Consider the following 12471-nt stretch of genomic DNA (forward strand, 5'->3'; position numbering starts at 1 on the left):
CAGTCCAGCTATTTCCCCCAAAGCTGGAAGCCTCCGTTGACCCGGTTTAATTATCCACCTCTCGCAGGGCGGGGCGGGTATCCTGGCTGTCGCGCTTTTCATACGCAACCCGGAAGGCCGACAGATCTGGCTTATACTTACGCTCCCTTGCCAGTTCGTGCTGGTAAATAACCTGCCCCAGGCCGTGGAGGAAAGGATAGCCCAGGGTATCGTAGTCATACTTGCCATCGTTGATCACACCGTCGCTATTCACATATACCGTGGCCGATAACATGTACTCCACCTGGTTCTCAAAATCAACCACATACGACACGTCCGTCATGAAGCCATAGGACCAGCCCACCTTATTGAACACCCGCACCTGCTCTGGCATACGGTGGGTGCTGTCTCGGAAAAAGAACTTGACGTAACTGTCGTAAAAGGCCGCCGTGTCATACTTTGGGTATGGCGTTTCGGAGGGGTATTGGGACAAATAACGGTACAGGAAGCTGTAGTCGTCCTGCGTGAGGTTAAACCGTTGCTTTTTAGGCACCGAGGCTGGGAACATCACCGACTGCAGTAACTGCTGCATATCCTGCAGCGGCATGTTATTATGTATAGTAAAATCAAACGGGCCATTCACCAGGCTGTCGTTGCTGTCGAAGTGTGCATTTCCTAACTTTATCTCCTTGCTAAAGTCGATGGGGTTGGGGTTATAGGCGGCAGGCTGGCTATACTTAGTCGTGCCGTCTGGGTTTAAAAAGCGGACAGGGTTGGTGTGGCGGTTCTGCTCCGTAGTAAAGCCCATGAACTGGCGCACAATACGGGAATCCTTGTAGCCTTTGCGACGGAGGTTCTCGTTTATCTCCTGCTGGCCCACGAACTGGAAAAGGCGGTTGTACGGATCATTCTCACTGATCAGCAAGGCCCTTTTGATGAGGTGCGCTATCGAAGGCATTCCGCTTTCTGAGGAGGCATCTTCGTAAAGCGGCCGCTGCCCTACAAAGCTGCTGTCGAACACCACGGGGGTATTCTTGTCAATTCCTGCTTCACGGAGCGTGTTTAGTTTCTCCAGCGCCATAAAAGCCAGGGGCATCTTCACCGTGGAAGCCGGGTTAAAGTATAAATCCGGATCGTAGTTGAAGTAATAATTCCGGAAAGAGGGCTTGTTGTGCTTATCCCGGTTAATCTCCGTGTAAATGATTTGCACGCGGTATGCTTCCGGGTTGCTGAGCAGCTTGTTTACGTTTTCGTTGCCCGCGCTGCTGAGTATCTCCCGCAGGTGCTTATCGGTTTTTCGCTGAGACATAGCAGGTTTATGCAGGCATACCAGCACTGCGAGGAAAAGTATAATTCTTGCCATTTGATGAAGTTTGGGTAAGGGCCACGAACTAATCAGGGTAGTTTTTCAGAAATATATTACTTTCTATAGATGCGGCAAAAGCTCCTGTATTCCTTCCCTCCTAAGTTATCATATTTCGCCTATACTTTCACCTTGCTCCTCCCGGACTCGTATTGTCCTTAACCAAACACACCATTGATTACCCGGAAGTATAAAAGGCATCGCTGATGATTTACAAGCTACTGGTCGTGCTCACGTACTTTATACTTTACGTGACCTTGCTGCCGCTCTGGAGGCACACGGCCTGGTGGGTGCGTGGCCTGGATTTCCCACGCTTCCAGTTCATGCTGCTGGCCTTTTTCCTGCTGCTGGCAGACCTGTTTTTCCTAGATTTCTCAAATTTTAGTTCCTGGCTGATGGCTGGTGCGGCGCTCGGCTGCTTTAGCTTTCAGTTTGGCTGGATATTGCCCTACACCAGCCTCTTTCCTGTGGAGGTGAAACCGGCGCGGAACCGGTACGAGGCCAACAGCATCCGCGTGATCACGGCCAATGTACTGATGACAAACCGCAACGCCGACAGCCTGATAGCTATGGTTAAAAAGCATGAGCCCGACGTGTTGGTAACGCTGGAGACTGACCTGTGGTGGGAGCAACTACTGAGCGTGCTGGAAAAAGAGTACAAGTATACGATAAAATGCCCCCTGGACAACCGCTACGGCATGCACGTTTATTCCAGGCTGCCGATGGAAGATACGGCCATACAGTTCTTGGTTGAGCCGGATGTGCCCTCGATGCACGCGCTGGTGGAACTGCGATCTAAAGTGAAGGTGCGTTTTCATTTTCTGCACCCGGCCCCGCCCAGCCCCACCGAGAACCCGGCCTCCTCAGAGCGCGACGCAGAACTGCTGGTAGTGGGAAAGAGCGTGGCCGACGAAACGGACCCCATCATTATTACCGGCGACCTGAATGATGTGGCCTGGTCTGCCACCACACGGCTTTTCCGGAAAATCAGCGGCCTGCTGGACCCACGTATCGGGCGGGGCATGTTCAACACCTTCCATGCCGGCATCTTCTTTGCGCGCTGGCCCCTCGACCACCTTTTTCACAGCGAGCATTTCACGCTGGCCCATATCGAGAGGCTCCCATACTTTGGATCCGACCACTTCCCGATGCTGGTGGAGCTGGTATATGACGTGGCGCATGGAGCCGAGCAGGAAGGCCTGCAGGCGGACGAGGAAGATCACAGTTGGGCAGAAGCGAAAATGGATATGCATGAGGTGGAAGAATCGCATGTGCACGAGCCGGGGAAATAAGCTCACCAACTTCCGCACATTCACCCATCCACTGTAAGAAATGGAGCAGCAAAATCCGGGGCAGATTAGTATCTTACAGCAACCTTACGCTAAAGCAAGAAACTATGATCAAAACAACCGGGTGGAGGCTCTTTCTCCTGACATTTATACTTTTCTCCGCTGCCACCAGCAGCTACGGCCAGGTAGCGAAGGCCGAGGCAGAGATCAGGAACATCATGCAGCAGTATGACGTGGTGGGACTTTCGGTGGCCGTGGTGCAAAAAGAAGACATCGTCTACGCCAATTCCTTTGGGCTGAAGGACCTGGAAACCAGAACGCCGCTCAGCAACAGCGACATTTTTCGGATTGCCTCTATCTCCAAGTCGTTCACTGCTACGGCCCTGCAGCAGCTGGCAGAGGCCGGTAAATTATCGCTGGAGGATGATGTAAGTAATTTACTTGGATTTAAAGTAAGGAACCCCAGATACCCGGAGCGGGTCATCACCTTGAAAATGCTGCTTTCGCATACTTCCAGCATCAACGACAGCCAGGGATACTTCACGCTCAATTCGATCAACCCGGCCAAAAATCCGGAGTGGGAGAAGTGTTACAACAGCTACGCGCCAGGAACGGATTACCAGTACTGCAACCTCAATTTTAACATGGCTGGCACCATACTTGAAAAAGTGTCCGTAGAGCGTTTTGACCAGTACGTAAAGCACCACATCCTGGACCCGCTGGGCCTGTACGGGGGGTATAATGTTGACTCGCTGGACGGCAGCCGCTTTACTACACTCTACGCCTATAATCCCGACTCGAACAGCTTCTCCCCCTCCCCATCGGCCTATGCCCCGCGCCGGGAGGCCATCCGGAGTTATGTGATGGGCCAGAGCACCCCGATTTTCTCCCCTACCGGCGGCATGAAAATCTCCGCCACCGACCTGGCCAAGTACATGGCCATGCACCTAAACAAAGGCAAGTATAAAGGCACCCGCATCATCTCAAAAAAGAGTGCTAAGCAGATGCAGCAGGAAATTGCCCGCAACGGCTACGGCCTGGCCTTAACCACCGCGAAGGATCTTATTCCGGGCAAGAAACTGAAAGGACACACCGGCTCGGCCTACGGCCTCTACAGCGCCATGTTTTTTGATCCGAAACAGAAGTATGGCTTTGTAGTGATCACAAACGGCTGCAGTGCCCCGGACAGCGATGAGTATAACAAGGCCCTGGCCGCTACCATCAACAGCCTGTACCGGCATTTGATTGAGAAATAACTAATGTAGCCTGCGGCCTGGATTTATTCGAAACTGATTGGTTTACACTTTCCTTCAAGTTGTGGTGCACCTACCCCTATCTCTCTGTGGACAGGACCGGTTCATGCTACTCACAAGGCCTCAAAGCTAATTGTCATTCTGTTAAGAAACTTGGTGGAAGGGAGGTGAAGCTTCTGCTATTTGCAACCAAGTTCCTTTCAGGATGACAAAATAAAGGGATGAAACGACCCTGCCTCCGAGGAGAAGAAGTCCTGCCAGTGTCATATGATTCCCCTCTTTTGGGGCAGCCTAAATGCGGTTTCTGAGCTGGAAAGCAGAGATCTTAGGGTGTGTTTACACCTTTCCCAAGCGTACCCCGTCCTAGGTTTAAAAGCAAAGCCCCAGGCTTCATCACCAGCACACAGCATATTCAATTGCTTTTGTGCTCTTAGATGAAGCCCAGGGCTTTGTGAGTATTTCCGGCAGGCATTAATACTTTGCAAACCAAAGGTACCTGCCAAGAAGTATAAATGCCGCTTAAGCAGAATTTCGCTCGGCGTTGATGATTCCAAAGGAGCAGCGCACAACCAGCTTTTCGTATACTTTTTTGGCCTCTGTGGCCTGCTGTTCCTCCAGCTCCCTTATTTTGGCCAGGGCAAACTGCTGTACCGTGATCAGTGGCAGCTCAATGCGCTGGCGCATGTTAATCGAGAGCATGTCCAGGGGTTTGTCAGCCATCAGCGTGTCGGCCCCGGCCAGTAGCAACACATACTTCCTCGTGCGCTCATACTCTTCATAGATCTGCTTCCAGAGCGGCCCGTAGGTTGGATGCTCGGCCAGATAGGCAGTTACCGGGAAAAAGCACTTTTTCATAGCCATTTCGCAGTTATCGAGCAGTGTTTTAAAGTATAGCGAGCTCCTGTACAGCTGCTGCACCCGGGGCCAATCGCCTCGCTCGTGCAGCGCTTCAAGGGCCTTGCCCACACCGTAGTAACCGGGCAGGTTCTGCTTCAGCTGGCTCCAGGACCCCACATAGGGCACGGCGCGCAGGTCATCCAGGTTCAGTTTACCGGACTTGCGCTTGGAAGGGCGGCTGCCGATGTTGGCCTCGCCGTAGTAGCGCAGCGGGCTCACGTAGTTCAGGTACTCCAGGAAAACCGGATGGTTCTTCAGTTCAACATAGGCGTCATAGCTCACCTCAGAGAGTTCCTGCAGCAGCTGGTCATCTTTCTGAGAAAGGGTAAGTTGCTTGCGACTGAACAAGGTGTTGCTGATACCCGCGTGCAGCAGCTGCTCCAGGTTAAATTGCGCTGCATCCACAGAGCCGAAATTGGAGCTCACCGTCTGCCCCTGTATCGTCAGCTGAATCTCCTTATTGGCGATATTGCTACCCAGCGAAGCATAGAACTGCTGTGTCTTCCCGCCGCCACGCGCCGGAGGTCCTCCCCTGCCATCAAAGAAGACAACCTCTACGCCATAGTCGCGGCTAACTTTCGTCAGGTCCTCCTTGGCTTTGTAGATACTCCAGTTGGCCATCAGATAGCCGCCGTCCTTGGTGCCGTCCGAGAAACCAAGCATAATCGTCTGGACATTGCCGCGCCGCTGCAAGTGGCTCCTGTAGGCGGGCTGCTCATATAGTTCCCGCATCACACCGCCGGCATTCCGCAGGTCTGTAATGGTCTCAAAGAGCGGCACGATGTCCACCCGTATCTCCGCTGCCTGCCAGCCGGTGATTCGGAACAGGCCGTATACTTCCAGCACGTTCAGCGCGCTGGTACAGTGGCTGATAATGTAGCGGTGGCATCCCTCCTCCCCGTTGCGCTCCTGAATGGTGCGAATCACATCCACTGTCTGCAGCGTGTCCTGCAACAGTTCTTCGTCGGTAAAAATCTCGGCCGTTATACTTTCGCTTATGGCGAGCAGGGCGCTTATTTTTTCCTGCTCCGGAAGGTCCGCATAGTCCGCAGGCAGCAGGTTGGTACGCGCTGCCACTTGCTCGTACAAGTGTGCGTGAACTGATGAGTCCTGCCGGATATCCAGGGAAGCGAAGAACAGTCCGAAAAGCTCCACCTTGTGAATGAGTGCCTCCACCAGGCTCAGGAATAGGCTGTTGTGCTCCTCAAGCAGCAATTGCCGGATCTGTACGAGCGGCTCCAGTATGGCTTCCTGCTTCAAATCGAGTTTGTAACCAGGCACGAACAGGTTGTTGTACAGCTTGGCTTCCAGATCCTTTACAATGTCCTCCACTCCTTTAAACGTCAGCCTTCTGCGGAGCTGGCGAACATCGCGGTAGTAGGCCCTGATAACAGAACTGCGCAGCGCGTCGGCTACCTGCAGCGTGGTATCGGCTTTCACAAAAGGGTTGCCATCCCGGTCGCCGCCCGGCCAGAAGCCCATCCGTATCAGTTTCATGCCCGGCTGCATGGCCTCCGGAAACTGGGCTGTCAGGTAAGAAATAATGTTGCCGGCGGCGCGGTAAAAAACGTTTTCCAGGAACCACACCAGGCTGACGGCCTCCTCATAGGGCGTGGGTTTTTCCTTTTTGAAGAACGGTGTTTTGCCCAGCTGCCGCAGGTAAGAATGTGCCAGGGAGGTGTTGTCACTTGCCAGGGCCTGCGACAGATCGTTGATGATGCCCAGCACATTGCTCGGGTAGAACTGCGTGGGGTGCGCTGTGAGTACCAGGCGCACGGCAAAGTCCTGCAGCTTTTGCGCCAGCTGCTGCTGGGCATGCTCCTGCTGCACCGTGGCGCTCAACTGCTTCAACGTACCCAGGCCGTGCAGGTCGTGGGTGTTGCGGAAAGCAGCTTCCTCCAGCGCATCAAAGAGCACCACCTGCCGCTCTGCGTATTGCACGAACCGGAAGAGCAGGTCGTTTTGCTCCTGCTCTGTGCGGTAGCTGGTATACTGCTGAAAAAAGCTGCGGATAATTTCCTGGGGGCTCTGTTGCCGCTGAAACCCCTCTTCGCAATGCAGCACCAGCAACGACAGCAGCACGCCTGTTTTCTCGACCCGGTGAAAGGGCAGTGAAGAGAACAGGCTGTTATACATTTCGTAACGCGTGCCCACCAGGATGTTGAAAGCATCCAGGCTGGCGTCGGCGCGCAAAGTTCGGGGAGTGGTCATAGGCTTAAAGTTTGGTAAGTCCTTAGCCTAAATTAACTCAAAAAATTCGGAGTTTTTGCAACGCTTCCTGCATAACCTGCAAATGAAAGTATAAATGAGCTGTTAAAATGGGTGGATGCAGCTGTCAGAACAGCCCTGGCTATACTTGTAAAACAGCCATACTTCGGCAAACCATACTTGCGGTATGGTAGCCAGGGGAAGTATAAAGACGTGTGGCCGCTTTTTATACTTTGGAAGAATCTATAACCACTTACTCAGCAGGGTCTTCAATTCTCTGGGTGTAAACGGCTTGCACAAATGATCGTTCATACCAGCCTCCAGGCTTCTGACAATATCCTCTTTATAAGCACTGGCGGAGAAAGCGATAATGGGGCAGGTGATATGGGCGCGCCTCAGTTTGCTTGTCGCTTCCAGGCCATCCATCTCCGGCATCTGGATATCCATAAAGATCAGATCGAACGCATCCGCCAACGCAAGTTGCACCGCTTCTGCCCCGCTTTCAGCAGTTGTTACCTGCGCACCGAAATTCTCCAGTACGTCCTGCATCAAAAACACGTTTATCGGATTGTCGTCCACCACAAGTACCTTGGTTGGTTTGCTGAACTCAAAGTTCACCTCATACTCCTCCTCCGGCTCCGTGGCATCCGCCGGAAGCTGTCCAACATTAACGGTAAACCAGAAGGTAGCTCCCGTGGCTGCTCCGGCAGGAGGACTGACCACACCCATCTCGCCCTGCATCAGACGCACAAGTTTTTTGCAGATGGCCAGCCCCAGTCCAAAGCCCCCAAACTTACGCGACACGGCCTGGTCGGACTGTGTGAACGACTCAAAAATCAGCTCCTGCTTGTCAGCGGGTATACCTACCCCCGTATCCGTTACCGAAAATTTCAAGGAAATGGACTCATCATCGCTTGTACCCGCATCCAGCTTGGCGTGCATGGTTATACTTCCTGACTCGGTAAACTTTATCGCATTGCTGACGAGGTTGATGAGCACCTGGTTGATGCGCGTGGGGTCGCCTGCCACGACACGTGGAATGGCCTCATCAAACGTATAGGCAAAGGACAAGCCCTTGCCTCTGGCCAGTTGCTTGTAGGGTTCCAAGTGTGAGGCAATCGCTTCGCGGATATCAAAGGCAATGGTTTCAACCTCTATCTTGTCCTGCTCAATGCGGTGCAGGTCCAGGATGTCGTTGAGCAGTTTGGATAGGTTGCTGCCCGAGGTCTTGATTAAAGTGGCGTACTGCTTCTGCGTTTCGTTCAGCGGGGTGTCGATCAGCAGGTTGGTAAATCCGAGGATACCGTTCAAAGGCGTACGGATCTCGTGGCTCATGCTGGAAAGGAAATTGCTTTTTGCCTCGTTTGCGGCCTCTGCCCTCTCTTTTGCCTCCTGCAGCTCCAGCTCTTTTTGCTTGATCCCGGTTATATCCTTGGCAATAATCAGGATGCCGCTGTGCTCCTGGCCGTTGTTTCGCAGGAAAGAAAAAGAGCACGATACCGGAATCGCCTCTTTGTTTTTGGAAGTGATGTAGAGCTCTGCGTTCAGCAGCTTCCCTTTTTCCTCAAACTTTTTGATTTCTGCGGATAGCTTCTCGCGGTCATCCTGCCGGAAGAGCGTGTCGAGGGGCAAGCCAAGAAGGTCAGCCTCCCGAAAGCCGGTCGTTTCCTCAAAGGCCTCGTTTACATTGCGTATGGTGAAATCGTTGTTGAGAACCAGCAGCATGTCCACCACGCCGTGGTAAATGCTCTGCATAAAGTCCCTGGATACGGTAGAGTTCTGAAGCTCCTGCCCCAGCATGTTGATGCCTGCGATAATGGCATCTAGCTCATCTCCGGTTTCGGAAACCTCCAGTTGATAGCCGAAGTTACCATTGGCAACCTCGGCTATCAGTGTCATTATCTCTTCTATTCTCTCCTTCAGGACTTTCACTGGAAACTGTCTATAAGGCGTAAAGGCGGTAATGCGGCTGCCTACCCTCTTTCTACAGCAAAGGTAGGCCCTATCAATACTATTGCAAAATGGTCTTTTGCCTGGTAATAATCAACTTTTGGATAAGGCCATTCTCCTACTTTCTTTTTCTCTGTGGTAGCGGAAATGGCAACGTTTTTTACTCCCAAATAAGCGCATATGCCCCCTGTAAGCTGCTGGCCTACTGCATAGTGATGAATTATCTCCTTCTTTTTAGAAACAGTCAGCACAGCTTATACCGTATCCAGGATGTTGTTGTGCCGTATTTTGCCACCTAATTTGAGTATTTTGCATTTCTACTAGTGAACATCTGAACCATCAATTAAATCAGGGTTGCATGGCAAATTTTGAGAAGAGTCTTAACATCAGAACAACAGAACACCTTGAACTTTTCGTGGAGGATGGGATTTTGCTCTGCATTTATAAAGACATAGCCATGGTAGACCTGGCATATGCCCAAGCCTGTGTGCGTGAGCGCCTGGAGTATGTCCGGGACAAAACGTATCCCAGCCTGTTTGACATTACCCGCATAAAGCAGTCCACCAAAGATGCCAGGGACTTCCTGGCCAACGAAGGGAATGAATTGGTATCTGCCAGCGCTATCCTGATAAGCTCCCCGATGCTGCAAATGACGGCCAATTTCTACATTATGGTAAACAAGCCCATAAACCCGACCCGCATGTTCACCGACCGGAAAAGCGCGCTGGAATGGCTTGCGCGGTTTAAGGACTAATGGTATCCATACCCGGGTAGCGAACCATTAATTAAGCCTTTTAGACGCAGCTTAGTCCGTTTCATACTTTGTAATCCCGTTTGCAGTGCCGGGTCCAACCACCCCTGGCCCCTCCTTATCCAAGGCGGGGAGCCTGTTTTTACTGATGCAGAAGTATGGGTTTTATAGCCTCAGTCCTCGCACAGACAGGTCGCGACCTGTCCCTACGAGTATAAACCTTGCAAGAGATTACACCCCTGTAGAGCTTTGCTCGCAAGCCTCGAACTCACGTTCTCGCTTGTCCTCAAGGGGACAGTTCTGTATTACTAATTTATACTTTACTTTCCAGTTGCAGAGGCAGCGGCTATCGACCTTATCCCAGCCTTTGGGTGGAGCGCCTTGTAGATTTCTGGTGCCCGCTAAGGGCATTGCGACCGAAGGGTAGCAAAGGAAATGTACACCGCGCGATGCCCGAAGGCGAGCCCTCTCGGGCTTGAGAGCTCCAAAGCCAGAGGTGCAACAGTAGGTTTATGTGAACTAGAGGATGAACGGAAGCTAGAGAGGGCAGCTTGTATCCAATTGCGGGAAGCAGCGGCTATGAAAGTATGGGCTGACAAGTATAAATCGGCAAGTATAAAAGTATAGCCGAAGTATATGTATAGCTTTTCAAGCCAGTCGAGTCACAGACTCAACATCATTGTAAGACACAAGTCTGAAGACTTGCGCCAGAGAAAGGGGAAAGTATAAGGAGTAGCCGACAAGTATAAAAAGTATAGCCAACTAAAAAAGGGAAACACTACCTCTAATTCAGGAAAACCTTACCCAAAGTGGAGGCAAGCGCAACAACTCCGTAAATTATCAAAAACCACCTGAAGAGCTTTTTACGTCCGACCGTGTTCCTGAGCCATGGGTATAACAGAAAGTAGAGGCATCCCAGAAAGATGAACAGCAATGCCAGGGACCTTAACATGCACTTATTATTTATGGGTTTACAAAAGCGGGGCAGCAAGCAAGCCAACAGGACTTTATACTTACCCTGCTGCTCCTGTTGAAGCAATCAGGCACAGGCTGTACCCAATGCCTGAGCCTTGCAAGTAAGGCATAGCAAATTAAAATTCCTATCTGTAGCACCCGCCAGTTGGCGAATCTGAATTTTAGGCTAAACTTTGCAAACTTTTTAGAGTTTACTGTAGCATGATGGATTTTATTCTCCTCCTGGTAGGCTTTGTAGCCTTGATTTTTGGTGCCAATAAGCTTGTGGATGGTGCCTCTAGCCTCGCCGTCAGGCTTGGTATTCCTAACATCGTTATCGGCCTTACGATTGTGGCCTTCGGTACCTCAGCACCAGAGATGGTCGTGAACGTATTTGCCTCTTTGAGCGGCAACACAGACATGGTACTCGGCAACGTGTTGGGCAGCAATATCTTTAACGTACTGGGTATCCTGGGCATTTCCGCCCTTATTTATCCGCTCACCGTTAAATCCAACACCACGTGGCTGGAGGTTCCGCTTAGCTTGCTGGCGGCGGTGGCGGTGCTGGTGCTCGCCAACGACGCGTTCCTGGACGAGGCAAGCGCAGACTTCATCTCCAGAACCGACGGCATTGTGCTGCTGCTTTTCTTTTCTATTTTCCTGGTCTATAACATCACCCTGGCCGTTGGTGGCACGAATGAAGAAGAGACGCCGGCTACGCAGTATACGCTGCTAAAGTCAGGTTTATACCTGGTGCTGGGCCTGGCGGGCCTGGTTATCGGGGGCCGCCTCATCGTGACGAGTGCCGTGAACCTGGCGCAGCTGCTGGGGCTGTCTGAGCGCGTCATCAGCCTTACCATCGTCTCTATCGGCACCTCGCTGCCGGAACTGGCCACCTCGGTGGTGGCAGTCCGCAAACGCAACGTGGACATCGCCATTGGGAACGTGGTAGGCTCCAATATCTTCAACATCTTCTTTATACTTGGTGTCTCCACTGTCATCACGCCGTTGCCAGTGCAGGCAGGTTCTATTACAGATATCTCGGTCAATATCCTGACGAGCCTGCTGCTGTTTGTCTTTATCTTCACGGGCAAGGGACGGCAGGTAGTGCGCTGGGAAGGTGCCGTGCTGCTGACGCTGTACGTTGCCTATCTCACCTGGCTTCTTATACAGTAATAACGTTGTGAGTTGTATCCGGGAACCAAAACATTGACCTGGCAGCGGATGCTGTAATGAATTGACAACAAAGCAGTAATGATAAACGCACCAGAAAGTGTAAAGAGAATGCTAGCGCTGCTCTGTGAGTTTAAGTAAAGGTTGACAGCATACGGGGAGTTCTCAGGGGTGATGATTGGCCTAAAAACGGCTCAGTTCTCCTTGCCAGCCATAGATAAATGAAAGGCGGGGCAGATAAAGAGATGAATAAACTTACTGGCTTTGCAGAACAGATGCGGGCGTAAGGAAATGAGACGGGGCGCTTGGCTTTGAAGTAGGTATTGCTGGAAAACATCACCAATTATGACGGCGAAAATGACTTTCCAATAGAGAGGTTCACACGAATGTTTAAGCCACGCGCTGATAAGTTCTTCCCAGGGCTTAACGAAGGTGGGGGTGCTAAAACCTCAGGGACCTGCTAAAGACTTTAAAGTAAACCCTGCGCAGCCTCGCTCACCCTTTGGCACCCAAAGCACTAGGCCGAAGTAAAGAGCAAGTATAGAAAAAAAGGAGCTCCCTTATCAGGAGCTCCACACACACATCCTAAATCCTCAGAAAGCCACGAGCTGCACCAGCCATACTTACAATGTGCGTTGCAGCAAGCCGGGGGGC

At 51.8% G+C, this 12471-nt stretch carries 9 protein-coding genes; 5 read left to right on the plus strand and 4 right to left on the minus strand.

The features are described 5' to 3' along the window. Positions 1–46: 46 nt before the first annotated feature. The gene (locus tag C8N40_RS12590) at positions 47–1288 is read right to left on the minus strand and encodes a serine hydrolase (protein WP_245905105.1); all 1242 of its coding nucleotides are present in this window, start codon (positions 1286–1288) and stop codon (positions 47–49) included. A gap of 260 nt (positions 1289–1548) precedes the next feature. Here C8N40_RS12590 and C8N40_RS12595 point away from each other — a divergent pair, with 260 nt between their 5' ends. Together C8N40_RS12595 and C8N40_RS12600 are read left to right on the plus strand one after the other, a co-directional pair. Further along, positions 1549–2634, plus strand: a complete 1086-nt coding sequence (locus C8N40_RS12595; RefSeq protein WP_108212132.1) for an endonuclease/exonuclease/phosphatase family protein — start codon at positions 1549–1551, stop codon at positions 2632–2634. A 104-nt stretch (positions 2635–2738) separates the two neighbouring features. After that, positions 2739–3887, plus strand: coding sequence for a serine hydrolase domain-containing protein (locus tag C8N40_RS12600; protein WP_108212133.1), 1149 nt, complete (start codon positions 2739–2741; stop codon positions 3885–3887). Positions 3888–4403: 516 nt separating this feature from the next. On the opposite strand, the gene C8N40_RS12605 is transcribed toward C8N40_RS12600, so the two are convergent. Beyond that, the gene (locus C8N40_RS12605) at positions 4404–6992 is read right to left on the minus strand and encodes a phosphoenolpyruvate carboxylase (RefSeq protein WP_108212134.1); all 2589 of its coding nucleotides are present in this window, start codon (positions 6990–6992) and stop codon (positions 4404–4406) included. Positions 6993–7103: 111 nt separating this feature from the next. Here C8N40_RS12605 and C8N40_RS23310 point away from each other — a divergent pair, with 111 nt between their 5' ends. Then, positions 7104–7238 carry a hypothetical protein gene (locus C8N40_RS23310; RefSeq protein ID WP_281259521.1) on the plus strand — a complete coding sequence of 45 codons (135 nt, stop codon included), beginning with the start codon at positions 7104–7106 and terminating at the stop codon, positions 7236–7238. On the opposite strand, the gene C8N40_RS12610 is transcribed toward C8N40_RS23310, so the two are convergent. Beyond that, entirely contained in the window at positions 7233–8888 is a 1656-nt protein-coding gene (locus C8N40_RS12610; protein ID WP_146173566.1) for a PAS domain-containing hybrid sensor histidine kinase/response regulator, read from the minus strand. The two genes, C8N40_RS23310 and C8N40_RS12610, sit on opposite strands and share 6 nt — an antisense overlap. A 74-nt stretch (positions 8889–8962) precedes the next feature. Beyond that, positions 8963–9190 (minus strand): hypothetical protein, encoded by a 228-nt coding sequence (locus C8N40_RS12615; RefSeq protein ID WP_108212136.1) that lies wholly within the window; start codon positions 9188–9190, stop codon positions 8963–8965. 107 nt (positions 9191–9297) lie between these two features. Here C8N40_RS12615 and C8N40_RS12620 point away from each other — a divergent pair, with 107 nt between their 5' ends. Both C8N40_RS12620 and C8N40_RS12625 read left to right on the plus strand, forming a co-directional pair. Beyond that, a complete protein-coding gene (locus C8N40_RS12620) occupies positions 9298–9693 on the plus strand; it encodes a DUF7793 family protein (protein WP_108212137.1) in 396 nt (131 codons plus the stop codon). 1173 nt (positions 9694–10866) lie between these two features. After that, positions 10867–11820: a calcium/sodium antiporter gene (locus C8N40_RS12625; protein WP_108212138.1), complete on the plus strand. Its 954-nt coding sequence runs from the start codon at positions 10867–10869 to the stop codon at positions 11818–11820. Positions 11821–12471 lie beyond the last annotated feature (651 nt).

Origin of the sequence: Pontibacter mucosus (assembly GCF_003054055.1) — a bacterium.
Taxonomy (GTDB): domain Bacteria; phylum Bacteroidota; class Bacteroidia; order Cytophagales; family Hymenobacteraceae; genus Pontibacter; species Pontibacter mucosus.

Bases quoted from the DNA above. Each gene is read 5' to 3' on its own strand.
- C8N40_RS12620 (WP_108212137.1), top strand. From the start codon at position 9,298: ATGGCAAATTTTGAGAAGAGTCTTAACATCAGAACAACAGAACACCTT.
- C8N40_RS12610 (WP_146173566.1), bottom strand. From the start codon at position 8,888: ATGACACTGATAGCCGAGGTTGCCAATGGTAACTTCGGCTATCAACTG.
- C8N40_RS12590 (WP_245905105.1), bottom strand. From the start codon at position 1,288: ATGTCTCAGCGAAAAACCGATAAGCACCTGCGGGAGATACTCAGCAGC.
- C8N40_RS12605 (WP_108212134.1), bottom strand. From the start codon at position 6,992: ATGACCACTCCCCGAACTTTGCGCGCCGACGCCAGCCTGGATGCTTTC.
- C8N40_RS12595 (WP_108212132.1), top strand. From the start codon at position 1,549: ATGATTTACAAGCTACTGGTCGTGCTCACGTACTTTATACTTTACGTG.
- C8N40_RS12600 (WP_108212133.1), top strand. From the start codon at position 2,739: ATGATCAAAACAACCGGGTGGAGGCTCTTTCTCCTGACATTTATACTT.
- C8N40_RS12625 (WP_108212138.1), top strand. From the start codon at position 10,867: ATGATGGATTTTATTCTCCTCCTGGTAGGCTTTGTAGCCTTGATTTTT.